Origin of the sequence: Rheinheimera soli, assembly GCF_021290985.1 — a bacterium.
Classification (GTDB): Bacteria; Pseudomonadota; Gammaproteobacteria; order Enterobacterales; family Alteromonadaceae; genus Pararheinheimera; species Pararheinheimera soli.
In genome coordinates this window covers 1-18306 of the sequence record NZ_JAJOYU010000002.1, presented here as the reverse complement: position 1 = coordinate 18306, position 18306 = coordinate 1, and the positions used below count along the sequence as shown (strand labels likewise).

The following is an 18306-nucleotide window of genomic DNA, read 5'->3' as shown; positions in this document are numbered from 1 at the left end:
GAAGAGCTTTCATACTTGGCTTAGATGGACAGATTGGCGACCATAAAGGTCGCCGCAACAGCCAGCACCTGTTTAGTAAAACAGATGCTGCAGTGGGTTTAACAAACGTGTTAAGCCTTTTTTAAACTTCAGCGGTGCTGTTAAGACCGACAAACATAAACAATCTTCACTCATAGTGCGCGGCGTGTGAGTATGATCCGGTGTATTAATCAATAAATCACCTTCACCATAACAACCCGATTCGTCGTAGATTTTACCTTTAAGGACTAAGGTGATTTCCAAACCCAAATGAGTATGTTGTGGCACTTCGCTGTCTTTACGAATATAAAGTAAAGACACATTGTGTTGGTCTTCACCTGCCAGCTTTGCCGTGCTGATCCCACCTAAATTTAACCACTTCAGCTTGTTTTTCAGCAGCGGCTTTAGCGAAGCTGGTAATAAAATTTCACTATTCTGAATTTGTACTGCAAAAGGCTGTCGTTGGGTCAGCTGCGCTGCAACTTCTGGTTGATCGGTAATAAAATCCAACATCTGTTGCCAGTCAGTTTCTGCGCTTTGTGCCTGGGGTAAGGCGGCCAAATGTGCCCCGGCTTCAGCTTCCAAATCCATCTTAATGCGTTGACAATGTGGGCACAGATCCAGGTGTGCTGCAATAGCCAGGCTTAATTCAGGGGCCAGACTGGCTTCAATAAATTGTTCCAGCAGCTCCAGCGCCGGGTGATGTTTAACTGCGTGGATCATCGATAGCCTCTCTTAATCTGTCGAGCGCAAGACGAATACGGGATTTCACTGTGCCTAAAGGGATAGCCAGTTCTTCCGATACTTCCTGATGCGATTTTTCTTCTAAATACACCTTTTCCATAACGTCACGCTGCGCTGGCGGCAACTTGGCAAAATGGGGAGCAACTTTTTCTGCCAGTAACCATAAATCCCACTCGTTACTGTCCGTGCCTTCCTGTTCCGGATAATCGCCATCAAAAAACAAGTCGTCGGCAGACAGCTCATCTTTGCGGCTTTGTTTTTTGCGTAACATGTCAAAACGCACATTACGGGCAATGGTAAAAATCCAGGTAGAAGCACAACCACGGCTTGCATCAAATAATCTGGCTTTTTGCCAGACATTGAGCATGGTGTCCTGCACCATCTCCATGGCCTGTTGTTCGTTGCCAAACATTTTTAAACCAAAAGCCTTTAAGCGTGGTGCAAAATAGCTAAATAGCTGTGAATAGGCTTGTTTATCACGATCCACTGCAATAAAAGTTAAAGCTTGTTCCCACTGCGCATTGTCTTGTGGTTGAACTGACATAGATCCTTGAATACCCGGCCTCTGATAATTCCTGTCATCATGCCTTTGAACTGATGTTGAATCCAACATTATTCCAATCCTGTCTGTATCAATTTTGCTTGTGCTTTATTTACGCTGCGTATTTAACTTTAGATTGGTTCTAAAAATAGAAAGGTTTGTCTGATTTATTCTGATTTATTATCTAAAAAGTTAAAGTTATTCTGTCATTACTAACTCGACAGGAGAAACCACCATGGCACATGTATTAGTAATTAATAGTTCTATAAGCGGCGACAAAGGTCAATCGACTCAGTTAAGCCAACAATTTTTAGCGTCCTTACCTGCAGGTTTCAGCACTGAAACTGTTGATCTGGTTCAGGACAGCTACCCACATTTAACCATGACAGAAATGGCGGCCTGGATGACTCCAGAGTCTGACCGTACTGATGAACAAAAAGCTTTAGCTGCTTTGTCAGACGATGCTGTTGCTCAAATCAAAAAGGCTGACGCTATTGTGATTGGCGTTCCTATGTACAACTTCGGTGTCCCAAGCCAACTGAAAGCCTATTTTGACCGTCTGGCTCGGGCTGGTATTACCTTTAAGTATACTGAAACAGGTCCTGTTGGCTTGTTACAAGATAAACCAGTGTTTATTTTCGCAACTCGTGGTGGTTTGTATCAGGGTACTCCAATGGACTCGCAAACTCCGTTTGTCACTGCTTTGCTGAATTTCATTGGTTTAAAAGATTTAAACTTTATTTACGCTGAAGGTTTAAATATGGGACCTGAAAGTGCAGAAAAAGCCTTATCTGCGGCGAAAGCCCGTATTGCTGAATTAGCACCAGCTGTGGCCGCTTAACAACGGCCTTGGTTTTCTTTTGACCTGTTCCATTTCCCGCAAGCTTTGGCCACTTTGATTGAGTGGCCTTTTTTATGTTTTACATCCATGTAAAACACCCTTCGGGCCATCGTCGCTGCGCTCCAATGTTTAAAATCGCTCCGGGCGATTTTGTATGTTTTACATCCATGTAAAACACCCCTCGGGCCATCGTCGCTGCGCTCCAATGTTTAAAATCGCTCCGGGCGATTTTGTATGTTTTACATCCATGTAAACCGGTCCGGCCAGTGGGCAGAGCCACTGGCGCTCAGCCGGACATTGCCAAACTGTTGGCAATGTTATAACCGGCTTCGCCCTCCGGGCCATCGTCGCTGCGCTCCAATGTTCACAAAACGACAGGATAGCCGTTTTGCACAGCTTTAGCTGCCGAAGGCGAACATCATGGATGATGTGAGTAAAAATCGCTCCAGGCGATTTTGTTTTTTAGGCTCATGAAAAGTCATTTTTTTTCATTGTCGCTTCCATTTTTCTCAAACCTTTCTGTTATTTAAGGACTTTCTTCACTTAGGGTTTGGTAAGTGTGCTGGCTCTGAATTATGCTAGGTAAAACTTATGCCTCAAGGAGAGCAAGCTTTGGCAACTATTCAATCTCAACATAAATGGCGTTTTTTCCGATCAGGTGGTTTTGATCAGGTGGCGCTGGACTCTGCCGCAGATCTGCAGCATTTAAGTGAACTAGACCCTAAACTCTGGACAGTGCTGAATTGTCCTACCACAGGCCTTGAATTTGACAGCCGCACCTTGGCCTTGTTGGATCTGGATGGCGATGGTCAAATCCGGGTGCCGGAAATTCTTGCTGCGGTGCGCTGGTGTTGTGAGCGGTTGCTGGATGCGGAAATCATGTTTAAAGCGCCGGGCTTGCCGCTTAATGCTATTGGTGATCAAGACGCAGAAGGAGCGAATCTTAAAGCTGCGGCGCTTCGTGTGCTTGAAATTACAGGTAAAACACAAGCTGATCCATTGCAGGTTACGGACCTGGCCGATATGACGCTGCTGTTTTCTCCACACCATTTTAATGGAGACGGCGTGGTGATGGCAGAGCTGACCTCTGATACAGAATTGGCCCAGTTGATCACTGAAATTATTCAGACTCAAGGTGCTCAACCCGATCGCAGCGGTGGGGAAGGTATTGACGGCGATAGCCTGAATGCCTTTTATCAGCAAGCTGCAGCTGTGGTGGAATGGCATACGGCCGGAGGTTCTGACGACCCTCTGTTTTGCCCGTTGGGTGATAAAACGGCAGAAGCAGTTGTAGCCTTTGAAGCGGTAAAAGCCAAAGTAGATGACTTTTTTGTTCGCTGTCAGTTGGCCGCTTTTGATAGCCGCGCTGCAGAAGCGTTAAATCCTGCTGTTGCTTCCTATGACTTACTGAGTAATAAAGCTATCAGTGCTGCAGATATTGATGTTGCCGCCTTGCCACTCGCAGCTATTGCCGCAGGGCAATCTTTACCACTGGGCGAGGGTGTTAACCCGGCCTGGGCCAGTGCTGTGACCCACTTCAAACTTTTGGTCGTTGACCCTTTGGTTGGCAGCAAAAGCAAAAGTAAAGCCGGGCATTTAACGGCTGATCAGTGGCAACAGATATGTGAGGTATTAGAGCCCTGGCGCTCATGGCAGGCAGCTAAACCAGACACTACTTTGCATCAACTTGAGCTTGAACGTCTGCAGGCTATAGTAGCCGGAGATGGCAAAGAGCGTCTGGAAGCCTTAATTGCTCAGGATCTCGCAGCATCCACTTTTGCCGATAATGTCGATGCGGTTGAGCGTCTGGTGCGATATCAGCGTGATTTAGTCACTTTGCTGCGTAACTTTGTGTCGTTAAGTGATTTTTACCAACGCAAACATAAAGCGATTTTCCAAATTGGAACCTTGTATCTGGATCAGCGCAGCTGTGAGCTGGTGCTGAAAGTATCAGACATGGCCCGTCATGCCACTATGGCCCCTTTTAGTGGTTGTTATCTGGTGTACTGTACTTGTGAACGCAAGGGCGAAATTCCGTTGCAGATAGTGGCAGCCTTGACTGCCGGAGACGTTGACGAGTTAATGGTACCAGGCCGAAACGGCGTGTTTTATGACAGACAAGGCCGTGACTGGCGCGCTATGGTGACTAAAGTAGTGGCTCAGCCTGTCAGTATTGGTCAGGCCTTCTGGTCTCCTTACAAAAGAGTTGCGGCTTTTATTGAAGCTCAGTTGCAGAAGTTTGCTGCTTCGCGTGATAAAGACATTGAAGCGAAAACGACCACTGGAGTGGCTACAGCGGCTACGCCAGCACCAACTCCGGCAGCAACTGCTGCTGCGGCCGGTTTTGATATCGCTAAATTTGCTGGTATTTTTGCTGCTTTAGGTTTGGCTGTTGGCGCTATTGGTACAGCGTTGGCTGCTGTAATGGCAGGACTTTTTTCGCTGGTCTGGTGGCAAATTCCATTGGTCATTCTCGGTGTCTTGCTGTTGATTTCCGGACCTTCGATGTTGATGGCGTTTTTAACCTTGCGGCGGCGTAATCTTGGACCTCTGCTGGATGCCAATGGCTGGGCAGTGAACACCAGAGCCAAAATTAATGTGCCTTTTGGTGCGGCTTTAACAGGTTTAGCTCGTTTACCTGCCGGAGCTAAACGCAGTTTAGCCGACCCTTTTGCTGAGAAAAAACGGCCTTGGGGCAGTGTGCTGATCCTGTTGCTGGTTTTAGCTGGTGCAGGGTTATTCTGGTGGTTCAGACTCAACTAAAGCCTGTCGATGAAAACAGCCTGCGAAGTCTTTTTGCAGGCTGTTTTCAGCTCTTCCCATTCCACTTATCGCCTGCCACCAACCATTAAACCTATGCGATTCATACAGCTCTTGGTCTTTGGCTGATTTCTTTGTATAAAGAGCTTACAACCACCACTAAAAAAGAATATTAATGAAAACAAAACCATGGTTAGTAGCGGCTTTTGTCGCGGCAAGTTTTATTGGTTCTGCTGTTGCAGCTGAACCTCAAACCTATCAACTCACTCCTGTCAGCGTCAAAGCGCCGGAAAATGCAGCCCATGCCCCATTTACTATGGAGCAGATTATGGCGCATCCGGACTGGCTGGGTCGCCCGGCTGAAGGGGCGTATTGGGCAGATAGCAACAGTCAGTTGTACTTTCAGCAAAAACGTCAGGGTTCAGAAATTCGTGACTGGTACAGCTTAAAAGCAGAGCAGGGCGCTTTGGCAACAGTGGTGCCTATGGCCGACTGGCATTTAATGGGATCGGCGCGCACTGTCTATAGTCAGGACGGCAAATCACTGGCCTATTTATTTGAAGGCAATGTCTTTGTTAAACATCAGGGCAAGTTAACGCAAGTGACACGAAGCTCAACGCGTTATGACGAAGTGCAGTTTTTAGCGGATGGTCGTTTGGTATTCCGTGCTGGCTGGACTTATCAGGTGCTGGATTTAAACAGCGGTGCTGTCACTGAACTGGTTAGCCTTAAAAATGCGGATAAACCAGCGGCCCCTAAAGTAGGCGCTTCCTATCTCGCGCAAGAACAGCACAAACTCATCGACTTTGTCGCTTTGACGCATAAAAACAAAGCAGAACAGTTTGAACAGCGGCAGTTACTGGCGACTCAAAACCATGCGCTGGCGATTCAGACCGTTTATCTGAATAAAGATAAGCGTATTGCATCGGCCAGTCTCTCTCCAAAAGGCGATATGTTGCTGGTCGCGTTAGCGGATAAAGGCGAATGGCGTGATAAAACTGACATTATGCCCAACTACATCACTGCTTCTGGTGATATAGCCTCTGAAGAAGTACGTCGCCGTGTGGCAGATCAAAAACCTCAATCGCACCAGTTGTTTTTGGTTGATGTGAAAACTCAGCAGGCAACAGAGCTGAAATTTAATGATTTGCCTGGTTTTGATGAAGATGTGCTGGCGGCTGTGAAAGCAGAAAATGCCAAAGCACAGGGCAAAACTTATCAATCGAAAAAAGCGCCTCGTGCTATTGAATTAATTAACGACTGGAGCTGGAGTCAGTCTGCTATCCAGTGGCATGATTCAGGCTCGCAGGTGGCAGTCATGCTTAAAGCCTGGGACAACAAAGACCGCTGGCTGGCAACAGTAGATTTCGCGAAAAAACGTTTGGTGAATCAGCACAGATTGCATGACGATGCCTGGATTAACTACAGCTTCAACGACTTTGGCTGGTTAAGCCAAAAAGAAACCTTGTATTACCTGTCAGAAGAGTCAGGTTATGCTCATTTGTATGTTAAACCCGTCAATGGCACTGCAAAGAAACTGACAGCCGGTACTTTTGAAGTCAGCAATCCGCGTTTAACTAAAAACGATCAGTACCTGTATTTCAAAGGCAATATGAGCCATCCTGGCATTTACGAAGTGTATCGTGTCAATTTAGCTTCAGGCCAGCTGGAGCAAATGACAGCGCTCAAAGGCTCGGCTGACTATCAGTTATCACCGGATGAAAACAAGCTGCTGTTAACCTGGTCCAACTCTGTCACTCCACCAGAGTTATATCTGATGGACAACAAACCTAAAGCCAAAGTCAGCCGTTTAACCCATACAGTGTCAGCAGAGCTGATGGCGTTAAACCTGACTGCACCACAAGTAGTTGCTGTGCCATCCAGCCATGGTAAACAGCCTGTGTTTTCTAAGCTTTATTTGCCAAAAGATTATCAGCAGGGTGAAAAACGTCGCGCTGTGATTTTTAACCATGGTGCTGGTTATCTGCAAAACAGTGACTTGGGCTGGTCTGGTTATTTCCGTGAATACCTGTTCCACAACCTGTTGATCCAACAAGGTTATGTCGTATTGGATATGGATTACCGTGCATCAAAAGGTTACGGCCGTGATTGGCGTACAGCCATTTACCGTCAGATGGGTACTCCTGAAACTCAGGATTTAGTCGATGGTGTGAAATACCTGGTGGCAAATGCGCATGTCGATGAAAAGCGTGTTGGTACTTATGGAGGTTCTTACGGTGGTTTTATGACCTTTATGGCACTCTTCACTGAACCAGATCTGTTCAAAGCCGGTGCTGCTTTACGTCCTGTCAGTGACTGGGCTTATTACAACCATGGTTATACCTCGAATATTCTGAATACACCTGATGTTGACCCCATAGCCTACCGTCGCAGTTCACCGATTTATTTCACTGAAGGTTTAAAAGGCAAGCTGCTGATTAATGCGCCTATGGTGGATGACAACGTGTTTTTCCAGGATGTAGTGCGTTTGGTACAACGTTTAATTGAGCATGAAAATGCCAACTTTGAGACTGCGATTTATCCGGTCGAGCCTCATGGTTTCCGTCAGCCAAGCAGCTGGCTGGATGAATACAAACGTATCTTCCGTTTATTTGAACAAGAGTTATAACAGGATCAGGGTCAGAGCTTTTGCTCTGACCCTACTCAAAATCCGGTTCTAATTCAAAACGTAACAGCTGCGAAGAATAGGGCTGATACACCTCTAAACATAACGCCTGTAATAACAAACGTGGTGCTGCGGCATAAGCTTCATCATGAGCATAAAAAGCATCGCCTAAAATGGGATGCCCCAGACTTTGCATATGCACCCGCAATTGATGCGAACGCCCCGTTACAGGGCGCAGTTCCACTAAGCTACTTTGACCATCAAAACTTAAACGCTGAAAATGAGTCAGAGCCGCTTTGCCGGTTTTTTCACAGATTTTTTGCAGAGGAGGTTTGGCTGCATCTGCGATCAGCGGGGCATTTACCATGCCTTGTTCGGCAATTTCACCCCAGACTCTGGCGCGGTAAATTTTTTTCACTGAGCGTGAGGCAAACTGTTGTTTCAGCGCCGCTTCTGCTTTACGGCGCAGCGCAAACACCACTAAACCAGAGGTGCTCATATCGAGGCGGTGCACCAATTGAGCGAGTGGAAACTGTTGCTGCACTCTATGCAGCAAGCAGTCCTGCATATCTTCACTGCGGCCCGGATTGGTCAATATACCACTGGGTTTATTCACCACCAGAATGTCTTTATCCAGATACAAAATATCCAGCCAGGGTTCGGCTGGTGGGTTATATACAAAAGGCCTTTGCATCCACTCACTCTTATTTATACAGATGGTTAATACAGATATAGCTACTGCAGTTATAACGCCAATTCTGGCATACTAGCGCCAACTTTGTATCTAGTTATTTAAAATGACAATAACGATTAATGATTTAGCAATTTTGCCCGCGACCAGCGAAAACTGGGATTTGTTGTATCAGGATGAACATCTGCTGGTAGTGAACAAACCTGCGCATTTATTAACAGTGCCAGGGCGGCATCCACAAAATCAGGATTGTCTGATAAGCCGGGTGCAACTGGAATTCCCTTCCGCCTCTGTCGTGCATCGACTGGATTACGACACCTCGGGTTTATTGGTCCTGCCTCTGACGAAAAAAGCGCTGTCGACAATCAGCAAAGAGTTTCAAAGCAGGGGCACAAAAAAGATTTATCAGGCCGTGGTGTCTGGTGTGCCACATCCATCAGAGGGTACAGTGGATAAGCCGATTGCTGCCGATCCCAACAACAGGCCTTTGTATAAAATCAGCGCAGATGGCAAAGCTTCTGTAACGCACTACAAGGTGCTGAAACTATTACCACAGCAGCAGGCCTCTTTAGTGCAATTAGAGCCGGTGACAGGGCGCTCACACCAGTTGCGATTGCATATGCAAAGCATAGGGCATGCAATTTTAGGTGACCCGTTTTATGCTACCCAAGCCCAGCAACAACAAAGCAGCCGTTTAATGCTGCATGCAGCAGTGTTGGAATTTACCCATCCGCAAAGCGGGCTTTTGATGAGTTTTACTGCTGAACCTGACTTTTTGCAGGCTTTGCGCTGAGAACAAACATCAGCCCCAACAAAACAGCACAAATCACTCCATACAAATGCGCGTCTATGGCCACATTAGCATCTATTAATGCGGCCAGTTCCGGATCTGGCCCTTGCCACTGCTCGTAGGTTACTTTGGCTATCACACCCAGCAGAATAAGCCAGCCGGACTGGATCTTGTGCTTAATATCCAGCAAAGCGCCGACGGTAATAAAGCAATGTAACCAACCAGATAAACCGACATAAATCTGAATGTCAGGACTGAACAGATACAAAAGTAAACTGATGCCTATACAGCCGGACAGTAGCAAGAGCGCAAAAGAACTCAGTTGGTAATAGAGCTGATGCAGCATCAGCATAAGCAGTAAAGCACCCAAATTCATCACCAAATGCCAATGATTGCTGTGCAGTAAATGCCCGGTTAAAGCGCGCCAGATTTGTTCTGGTTGGGATCTGTGGTATTCGAGCACAGCTCGGATACTGTCTGGCAACAGATGCAGCAGTACCAACAACAGAGCAAAAGCCAGCATGGCGTATTGAAAGGTAGAAAAAGCGCGAAAATTCATCAACATCTTCGTTCACTGAATGGAATAGCTGCTATGCAAAAGCATTCGTCGCTTCAGGTCAAGGCTTTTAACGTGAAAAGGCGTTTCAGTCATTGATCCAACTGGCCCGACTAGGTAAGGTGAAGCTATGTAAGAGGTAGGAAAAATAATGATAACAACTCAATTTAAGTTTCGGATGCTGACAGCTGCATTGCTGTTCAGTAGCACCACTTTATTTGCCGCAATAACAGACCCTGAAGCCACCACTGGTATAGAACAAAAACAACTTGCCACAGCCAAACACTACATGGCTTCTGCTGCTAATCCGTTGGCGGTCAAAGCGGGCGAACAAATTCTTGCCAAAGGCGGCAGTGCAGTGGATGCAGCTATTGCTATGCAACTGATGTTGGGGCTGGTGGAACCACAAAGCTCAGGTATTGGCGGCGGTTTGTTTTTGCTACATTGGGACAAACAGCAGGCTAAGTTAAGCTCCATTGATGGCCGTGAAACAGCGCCATCCTCAGCCGGGCCTGATTTGTTTGTTGAGCAGGGTCAACTGATGAACTGGCGTGATGCTTTTGTTGGCGGTAAGTCTGTTGGCGTGCCTGGTGTGATTAAAGCGCTGGAACAGGCTCATCAGCAGCATGGTGTGTTGCCTTGGGCTGAGCTTTTTGCGCCAGCTATTCAAACTGCAGAGCAGGGGTTTGTGGTATCGCCCCGTTTAGCTGGTTTGTTAAAGGCCAACTGGAACCCGGGTTTAGATAAATTTACTCAAACAGCGGCTTATTTTAAAGCGGATGGTCAGTGGCTACAGGCTGGATTTGTCCGGAAAAATCCGGATTATGCGGCTTTACTGAAACACATAGCGAAAGACGGCAGTAAGGCGTTTTATCAGGGCGACAATGCCAAAGCTCTGGTTGCCGCTGTGCAACAGGCTCCTGTTAATGCAGGCAAGATTAGCCTGAAAGATTTAAGTTCTTACCAGACTAAACAGCGGGAGCCTATCTGCATCCCGTACCGGCAGTTTAAAATTTGCAGCATGGCACCACCAAGTTCTGGAGGTTTAGCTGTATTGCAAATGATGGGCATGCTGGCGCATCAGCCTTTGGCAAAACTAAAACCCAACTCAGTGGAGGCTATTCATTTGATCAGCCAGGCCGGTAAGCTGGCCTTTGCCGATCGTGAACGTTTTGCTGCCGATCCGGATTTTGTCAAAGTGCCAGTGCAAGGTTTACTGGCTGCTGATTATTTAAAACAACGCGCTAGCTTATTGACTGCGCCTGAAGTCGGGCCTGCTGTAGCGGGAGAGCCACAAGGTGCTGAACCTTTGGCGTCAGGTAACGCCATTGAATTTGCCAATACCAGTCATTTATCTGTGGTAGACAGCAAAGGTAATGCGGTCAGTATGACCACCAGTATTGAAAATGCCTTTGGCTCAGGTTTATTTGTTAATGGTTATCTGCTGAACAACCAACTGACCGACTTTTCGTTGCAGGCCAAAGTAGATGGCTATTGGGTGGCCAACAGAGTGGAAGCCAATAAAAGACCAAGGTCTTCGATGGCTCCTATGATGGTGTTCGATCAGAAAGGCACACTGATTTATATCACCGGCTCACCAGGTGGCAGCCGCATTATCAATTATGTAGCGCAAAACTTAGTGGCTGTGCTGGACTGGAAAATGGATGCACAACAAGCAGCTAACCTGCCACGATTTACTCATCGTAATGACGCTTTGGTGCTGGAACAAAATACCAATTTAAGCCAGTTGGTTCCGGCGTTACTGGAACTGGGATATCAACCAAAACTAGCAGATTTAAACAGCGGTATTCATGCCATTGAGATTAAAAACACCCATTTAGAAGGTGCGGCCGACCCACGTCGCGAAGGCATAGCAGCAGGCCAGTAGCCTAAAAAGGATCAGAACAAAAATGAGTATTGATGTATCCACAGAGCAAGGCGTTTTAACCCTTAGCCTGAACAGACCCGATAAAAAAAATGCACTGAACAAGCTGATGTATCAGCAATTAGTGCAGCAGTTACAGCAGGCAGCACAAAATGATGAAATCAAGGTCGTGTTGCTGCAAGGCTCAGCAGAGTGCTTTTCTTCTGGCAATGATTTAGCCGACTTTCTACAAAGTGGTGAGCTCAACGACGCTCATCCTACAGTGATGTTTTTGTATGAAATGGCAAAGTTTCCTAAGCCTGTAGTGGCTGCTGTGGCGGGCCTCGCTATTGGTATAGGAACTACAGTGCTGCTGCATTGTGATTTGGTCTACAGCACGGCCGATTGCCGTTTTCAGCTGCCTTTTACCCAGCTGGGGTTATGCCCCGAAGCAGGTTCTAGTCTGTTATTACCTTTACTGATTGGGCATCAGCGCGCCAGCAGTATGTTATTGCTGTCGGAAGCCATAGATGGCAACGAAGCGTACCGTTTGGGTCTGGTTAATCAGCTGGTCGACAAAGAAAACCTGCTGGAGTTTGCGCTCAACAAAGCGAAAAAGCTGTCTGCTTTACCTGCGGATGCAGTGCAAAGCAGTAAAAGACTGATGAAAAGCGGTAGTGCAGTGAAGCAGGCGATAGAGCTGGAGCTGGCTGATTTTAGTCGTTTACTCAAAGGGCCTGACTGTCAGCAGGTGATAGCGCAGTTTTTTAAACGCTAACACTCAGCCCAAAAACAAGGGGCGACCTTTATGGTCGCCCGTCTTTTGTCCAATTTGATGGCGCAGTCTTACTACACAGCTGTTCTGGCATAAGGGTCCGATTTAACCCCTTCCACCAGCCACTGGCCATCTTCCTTCACCATTTTGACCACACGTAGTTCTATCTTCTTATTACCATTGCTTTTGCCTTCAAACAACATGGTAATTTCAGCTGTATTGCCGTATTGCTCCCGCAGGTTTTTGCCGGTACGGTCAATGCTGATATTTACTTCATCAAAACTCATGTTATACAAAGTTCGCACCACACCTCGGGTATTACCATAGGCATCCAAAATACGGGCATAGGATGTTGTGCTCAGTGCTTTTGCTCTCTCTAAATCTTTGGTGGTGTATAAAGAATGAAAAAATTCGCCAGCAGCGAACTCAGGGGAACCTAAGTCCGCATTCACTTTGGGTGCTTCTTCAGAGCAAGCTAATAACAGCAAGGAAAATAACAGCACTAAAATTTTTTGCATTCGTGTTACTCAAAGTAGATGTTCGGCTTACAGTCTGGGGAAATATAGGGGAAAAGTAAAGAAAAAGGCCACAAAAGTGGCCTTGCAGTCAATCTAAGGTATTGATTAAGCTTGTAATTCGCTTTCGGTAAAGAAGTCTGCAAACAGCGCGCTGGATAAATAACGTTCTGTTGAGCTTGGAATAATCACCACAATATTTTTACCAGCGTTTTCTGGCAGCTCAGCCAGGCGCTTGGCGGCAACTACGGCTGCACCTGAAGAAATACCAGCCAGAATACCTTCTTCTTTCATCAGACGGTGTGCCATAGCGATGGCGTCGTCGTTGCTGACCGTTTCTACCGCATCAATAATGGATAAATCCAGGTTACCAGGAATAAAACCTGCACCTATGCCCTGAATTTTATGTGGACCAGGTTTAATTTCCTGACCAGCACGGGCTTGGCTTATCACAGGAGAATCGACCGGTTCTACCGCCACGCTGAACAGTGGGTGTTTTTTCTCGTGCTTAATGTAACGGCTGACACCGGTAATAGTACCGCCTGTGCCTACACCAGCTACGAAGATGTCAACCTTGCCATCTGTGTCATTCCAAATCTCAGGGCCTGTGGTGTCAAAGTGAATTTGTGGGTTAGCCGGGTTTTCAAACTGTTGTAAAAACACATATTTGTCTGGATCTGACGCCAGAATTTCTTTGGCTTTTTCGATAGCGCCTTTCATGCCCTTTGCGCCTTCAGTCAGCACTAAGTTGGCACCCAAAGCTTTAAGCAACTTACGGCGCTCTAAACTCATAGTGGCTGGCATGGTCAGAGTTAATGCATAGCCGCGGCTTGCCGCAACAAAAGCTAAAGCAATACCTGTGTTACCAGAAGTAGGTTCGATAATTTCTTTACCAGGGCCTAACAGACCTTTTTTCTCGGCATCCCAAATCAAGGCTGCACCTAAACGGCATTTCACAGAGAAGCTTGGGTTACGGGATTCGATTTTGGCAAATACATTGGCACCAGATGTGACGCGCTTTAAACGCACCAGAGGCGTGTTACCAATAGAGAGTGAGTTATCTTCGTAGATCTTTGACATAATAAAAAACCTTCAGGGTCTGATAATTGGTTATAAGAATACTCGTGCCTTGTTAAAACGAAAGAAAAGATTTGATATAAGATATTCCCATCTTAAGCCTGCACCGTAAAAAGAAGTAACCACAGATGATTTTTCAAAGCACAGAACACTATATTTTATCGCCTGAACTAGCGCTGGCCGTGAATGCCGCAGTCACCTTAGAAAAACCTTTATTGATCAAAGGCGAACCTGGTACTGGCAAAACCAGGTTAGCTGAGGAGCTGGCAGCAAGTTTAGGCACTGATTTGATTAACTGGCAAATCAAATCCACCAGTAAAGCTCAGCAGGGGTTGTATGAGTACGATGCGGTTTCACGTTTACGTGATGGCCAGTTGGGTAGTGAGCGCGTAGCGAATATCAGTAACTACATCAAGCCTGGCAAACTCTGGACTGCTTTTACCGCAGAAAAACGCCCTGTGTTGCTAATCGATGAAATCGACAAAGCCGATATCGAGTTTCCAAACGATTTATTGCACGAGCTGGATCGGATGTCTTTTGATGTGTATGAAACAGGCGAGCGTATTAGTGCAAAACAGCGGCCTATAGTGGTCATAACCTCAAACAATGAAAAAGAGTTACCAGACGCTTTTCTTCGCAGATGTTTTTTTCACTACATCCGTTTTCCCGACAAAGACACCTTAACTCAAATAGTGCTGGCGCATTTTCCGACCTTGCAGGCCGATTTACTGACAGCAGCACTCGAGGTATTTTTTGACTTGCGTGCAGTGGATGCGTTAAAGAAAAAACCTTCGACCTCAGAGCTGTTGGATTGGTTAAAACTTTTGTTAGCCGAACAGATAGCGCCATCTGTGCTACAGGATAAACAGCATCAAGGCGGTTTAATACCTTTATACGGTGCCTTACTGAAAAACGAGCAGGATGTGGCCTTACTAGAAAAACTGGCCTTTATGGCTCGTCGCGCTGGCCGTTGATATGCTGATTTCGTTTTTTTTAACTTTGCGCAAATATGGCCTGAAATCCAGCATCACTGAGCTGCTGGATTTACTTAAGGCGCTACAACAGCAACTTATTTTTGCAAGCACAGATGATTTTTATCTGCTGGCCCGTTTATGTTTGGTCAAAGATGAAAGCCAATACGACAAATTCGACCGCGCTTTTGCCGAGTATTTTGAAGGGGTCGAGAGTCTGGATTTAGCTGCGCTTATTCCGGATCACTGGCTACTGCCTGGGCTTATTCGCCAATTGTCGGAGGAAGATAAAGCCAAACTGGCTTCTTTAGGTGGGCTTGAACAGTTGCTGGAACAATTTAAACAACGTTTAAAAGAACAGCAGGAAAAACATGCAGGCGGCAATAAATGGATAGGCACGGGCGGCTCATCGCCTTTTGGTGCTTATGGTTTTCACCCGGAAGGCATCAGAGTCGGCCAGCAGGGCAGTGGTCAACGCCGTGCTGTTAAGGTATGGGACAAACGTGATTTTAAAGACTTTGATCAAAACGCAGAGTTAAATCACAGAGCGATGCAATTGGCGCTTCGCCAGTTGCGGCGGTTTGCCCGCACCGGACAAGCCACAGAGCTGGATTTAAACGGCACTATAAAAGCCACAGCTCAGCAAGCGGGCTGGCTGGATTTAAAGTTTCAGAGTGAGCGGCACAATGCGGTGAAAGTGCTGATGTTTTTTGATATCGGCGGCTCTATGGATGATTACATTCATGAATGCGAGCAGCTGTTTGCTGCCGCCCGCACCGAATTTAAGCATCTGGAGTTTTTCTATTTTCATAACTGTCCTTATGAGCAGGTATGGCGCACTCATCAAAGGCGTGCCACTGATGCCGTCTCCATTACTCAGCTTTTGCAGACGTATCATAGTGACTACAAAGTGATTTTTGTTGGCGATGCCACCATGGGTCCTTATGAAATTACGTATCCGGGCGGCAGTGTGGAGCACTTTAACCCAGAATCCGGTGAAGTCTGGTTAAAACGCTTGCTGGCGCATTTTAATAATGCAGTGTGGTTGAACCCACAACCACAAGCCTGGTGGAGCCATTATCACTCTATTGAAATACTGCAGAAACTGATGCAAAACCAAATGTATAGCATGACGCTGGACGGTTTAAGTGGCGCCATCCGTCATTTATCAAAGCGGCATTGAAAAGGTGCTGTGAACTGATTAAAGTGATTTATCAATCAAGCTTATTTATCAAGCATTTACAGGACCTTTAATGCAGCACGAACAGCCAGAACATCAGGATATAAGGGAAGTAGCGCCTGACACTTTTGTCGACGAAACCGGCCACCAGTTAACGAAAAAAGAAGTACGGGAAATAGTCACCCCTCATGCTTTTGTGGTGGCAGATGAACTGATAGGGCAGCCTTTGGCTAAACCTCTGCGCCGTGGTCTGGCTATAGGCATAGATGGGGTTATTATCAGTGGCCTCGCCTCCGCCAGCCTGATTTTTGTGTTACCCACTATGCTCTATTTATGTTGGAGCAGATACAAAGCTCAGAAGACAAATCACCTGCTGCTGATAGCGCTGGCGACCTTGTGTATGCTGCTTACGCTGAACTGGGCACCACAGCTTCTGCAGGAAAAAGAGACGATCTCAGCCTCTGATTTGAATTTAACTCCACATGCTGGTGCTGAACTGGCCAAAGTGTCGCTAGAGTTGTCCACCAAAGCTTGTGATGATCCTTGTGTTGAAGACAAAATAAAATCCCTGGCGCTTGAGTTACAGGAGTCTGGTGTTACCGCTGAACATCAGCGCGATTTGCTCGATGGTGTGTTGGAGATCACTCAACTTAAAGGTACAGAAAAACGTGCTTTACTGGATAAATATGTGGCTGAACCACAAGTGGTTACGGCGCCAGTGACGACTGCGCCTGTTACAACGCCAGCGCAGGAAGAGTCTTATTCAGTATTGGATAAATTGAAAAACTCCGATTACAGCCTAATCAAATGGGTGAAGGGTATATTGGCCGACTTTGGTTTAGGTTTTGGCTGGGCTATGGCTTATTTTACCTTTTACACCAGTTGGAATAATGGCCAGACCATAGGCAAGCGGCTGACCCGTATTCGGGTGGTACAACTGGATAACCAGCCATTAAGCTTATGGGCCTCTTTTAGTCGTCAGGGCGGTTATGGCGCAGGTTTTGCGACGGGCCTGGTTGGTTTTGCTCAAATACTCTGGGATCCAAACCGTCAGGCTATACAAGACAAAGTGGCCAGCACAGTAGTGCTATATAAGCCCTAACATTCTGGCCGATTTCAGCGAAATTAAGCTAGAATAGCGACCAATTCAGCAACTCATTACAAGAAGTTGCGCTATGACAAGGGTATTCTGAATGAAAAATGTGCTGATCAGCGGCTCAGGCCTGTTTACTCCAACCGAAACTGTCACCAACGAAGAGTTAGTCGCCAGTTTTAATCAGTATGTCGATTTGTTTAATGAGCAATATGCGGCTGATATTGAAGCCGGTGAGCTGGCCGCTTTGGAATATTCCAGCTGCGAGTTTATTGAAAAAGCCTCAGGCATTAAATCACGCCATGTATTGCACAAAGAAGGTATTTTAGACCCAGCCGTGATGATGCCGGTTTTTCCAAAACGTGGCGAAGACGAACATCCTGAAATGGTGGAAATGGCCATAGTTGCGGCCCAGGAAGCCATGGCGCAAGCGGGCAAAACTGCGGCTGATATCGACCTGATTATTTGTGCAGCCTCTAATATTCAGCGGCCTTATCCAGCCTTATCTATTGAACTGCAACAGGCTTTAGGGGCGTCGGGTTATGCCTTTGATATGAACGTGGCTTGTTCATCTGCCACTTTTGCTATCAGCAATGCAGTTAATGCTATTCGTGGTGGTATGGCCAAAGTGGTGCTGGTGGTCAATCCTGAATTTGCCTCCCCTCAGGTCAATTACACCAACAGAGACAGTCACTTCATTTTTGGTGATGTCTGTACCGCTACTATTATCGAAGCGGAAGATACCGTGACGTCTAACAACGCTTACCGTATTTTGGGCATGAGCTTAAAAACTGAATTTTCCAACAATATTCGCTGTGACATTGGTTACACCGAACATTGCCATCCGGAAACAGACCCAGACGCGCCATTCTTTAAACAGCAAGGCCGCAAGGTATTTAAAGAGTTATTGCCTATAGTAGCTGATGTGATTTTAAACGAGATGCAGCGTTTATCTGTGGCGCCAGATGATTTAAAACGCTTGTGGTTACACCAGGCCAATATCAATATGAACCTGTTTGCGGCGAAAAAGATCTTAGGTCGCGACCCTTTACCAGAAGAAGCTCCGCTGGTATTAGATACCTACGCCAATACAGCGTCAGCAGGTTCTGTGATTGCCTTTCATAAAAACAAAGAAGGCATTCAATCCGGCGAAAAAGCCATTTTATGCTCTTTCGGTGCAGGCTACTCAGTAGGTTGTCTGGTACTGGAAAAACGTTAATCAAAAATGGGGTCAGAACACATTAGTTATGCGTAACTAATGTGT

General features: G+C 46.4%; 16 protein-coding genes. 10 read left to right on the top strand and 6 right to left on the bottom strand.

Annotated elements, in window-relative coordinates; all coding sequences use genetic code 11:
• Positions 1 to 72: 72 nt before the first annotated feature.
• Together LSG37_RS02230 and LSG37_RS02225 are read right to left on the bottom strand one after the other, a co-directional pair.
• Positions 73 to 741 carry a ChrR family anti-sigma-E factor gene (locus LSG37_RS02230; protein WP_233078232.1) on the bottom strand — a complete coding sequence of 223 codons (669 nt, stop codon included), beginning with the start codon at positions 739 to 741 and terminating at the stop codon, positions 73 to 75.
• Positions 725 to 1306 carry a sigma-70 family RNA polymerase sigma factor gene (locus tag LSG37_RS02225; RefSeq protein WP_147903700.1) on the bottom strand — a complete coding sequence of 194 codons (582 nt, stop codon included), beginning with the start codon at positions 1304 to 1306 and terminating at the stop codon, positions 725 to 727. Before LSG37_RS02225 ends, LSG37_RS02230 begins: the two co-directional genes overlap by 17 nt.
• A 232-nt stretch (positions 1307 to 1538) precedes the next feature.
• On the opposite strand from LSG37_RS02225, the gene LSG37_RS02220 reads away from it, so the two are divergent.
• The 3 genes from LSG37_RS02220 (at position 1539) to LSG37_RS02210 (ending at position 7533) form a co-directional block, all read left to right on the top strand.
• Positions 1539 to 2144, top strand: coding sequence for an FMN-dependent NADH-azoreductase (locus LSG37_RS02220; RefSeq protein WP_233078231.1), 606 nt, complete (start codon positions 1539 to 1541; stop codon positions 2142 to 2144).
• A 612-nt stretch (positions 2145 to 2756) separates the two neighbouring features.
• Positions 2757 to 4907: a hypothetical protein gene (locus tag LSG37_RS02215; RefSeq protein WP_233078230.1), complete on the top strand. Its 2151-nt coding sequence runs from the start codon at positions 2757 to 2759 to the stop codon at positions 4905 to 4907.
• Between the two features lie 172 nt (positions 4908 to 5079).
• A complete protein-coding gene (locus LSG37_RS02210) occupies positions 5080 to 7533 on the top strand; it encodes a S9 family peptidase (protein WP_233078229.1) in 2454 nt (817 codons plus the stop codon).
• Between the two features lie 31 nt (positions 7534 to 7564).
• Here the strand turns inward: LSG37_RS02210 and LSG37_RS02205 are convergent, their stop codons facing one another.
• Positions 7565 to 8224, bottom strand: a complete 660-nt coding sequence (locus tag LSG37_RS02205; RefSeq protein WP_233078228.1) for an RluA family pseudouridine synthase — start codon at positions 8222 to 8224, stop codon at positions 7565 to 7567.
• Positions 8225 to 8327: 103 nt separating this feature from the next.
• On the opposite strand from LSG37_RS02205, the gene LSG37_RS02200 reads away from it, so the two are divergent.
• Complete coding sequence (locus LSG37_RS02200; protein WP_233078227.1) at positions 8328 to 9014, top strand: RluA family pseudouridine synthase; 687 nt, start codon at positions 8328 to 8330, stop codon at positions 9012 to 9014.
• Here LSG37_RS02200 and rrtA read toward each other — a convergent pair.
• On the bottom strand, positions 8977 to 9576 hold the full coding sequence (gene rrtA, locus LSG37_RS02195) for a rhombosortase (protein WP_233078226.1): 600 nt from the start codon (positions 9574 to 9576) through the stop codon (positions 8977 to 8979). The genes LSG37_RS02200 and rrtA overlap by 38 nt on opposite strands.
• A 142-nt stretch (positions 9577 to 9718) precedes the next feature.
• Here rrtA and ggt point away from each other — a divergent pair, with 142 nt between their 5' ends.
• Together ggt and LSG37_RS02185 are read left to right on the top strand one after the other, a co-directional pair.
• Positions 9719 to 11455, top strand: a complete 1737-nt coding sequence (gene ggt, locus LSG37_RS02190) for a gamma-glutamyltransferase (protein WP_233078225.1) — start codon at positions 9719 to 9721, stop codon at positions 11453 to 11455.
• Positions 11456 to 11477: 22 nt separating this feature from the next.
• Positions 11478 to 12209: an enoyl-CoA hydratase gene (locus LSG37_RS02185; protein ID WP_233078224.1), complete on the top strand. Its 732-nt coding sequence runs from the start codon at positions 11478 to 11480 to the stop codon at positions 12207 to 12209.
• A gap of 71 nt (positions 12210 to 12280) precedes the next feature.
• Here the strand turns inward: LSG37_RS02185 and LSG37_RS02180 are convergent, their stop codons facing one another.
• On the bottom strand, positions 12281 to 12724 hold the full coding sequence (locus tag LSG37_RS02180; protein WP_233078223.1) for a hypothetical protein: 444 nt from the start codon (positions 12722 to 12724) through the stop codon (positions 12281 to 12283).
• A 105-nt stretch (positions 12725 to 12829) separates the two neighbouring features.
• Positions 12830 to 13801 carry a cysteine synthase A gene (cysK, locus tag LSG37_RS02175; protein ID WP_233078222.1) on the bottom strand — a complete coding sequence of 324 codons (972 nt, stop codon included), beginning with the start codon at positions 13799 to 13801 and terminating at the stop codon, positions 12830 to 12832.
• Between the two features lie 125 nt (positions 13802 to 13926).
• On the opposite strand from cysK, the gene LSG37_RS02170 reads away from it, so the two are divergent.
• From LSG37_RS02170 to LSG37_RS02155, 4 genes are all read left to right on the top strand, one after another.
• Positions 13927 to 14772: an AAA family ATPase gene (locus LSG37_RS02170; protein ID WP_233078221.1), complete on the top strand. Its 846-nt coding sequence runs from the start codon at positions 13927 to 13929 to the stop codon at positions 14770 to 14772.
• Position 14773: 1 nt separating this feature from the next.
• Positions 14774 to 15952, top strand: coding sequence for a vWA domain-containing protein (locus LSG37_RS02165; RefSeq protein ID WP_233078220.1), 1179 nt, complete (start codon positions 14774 to 14776; stop codon positions 15950 to 15952).
• A 70-nt stretch (positions 15953 to 16022) separates the two neighbouring features.
• On the top strand, positions 16023 to 17051 hold the full coding sequence (locus LSG37_RS02160; RefSeq protein ID WP_233078219.1) for an RDD family protein: 1029 nt from the start codon (positions 16023 to 16025) through the stop codon (positions 17049 to 17051).
• A gap of 91 nt (positions 17052 to 17142) precedes the next feature.
• Positions 17143 to 18261 (top strand): beta-ketoacyl-ACP synthase III, encoded by a 1119-nt coding sequence (locus tag LSG37_RS02155; protein WP_233078218.1) that lies wholly within the window; start codon positions 17143 to 17145, stop codon positions 18259 to 18261.
• Positions 18262 to 18306 lie beyond the last annotated feature (45 nt).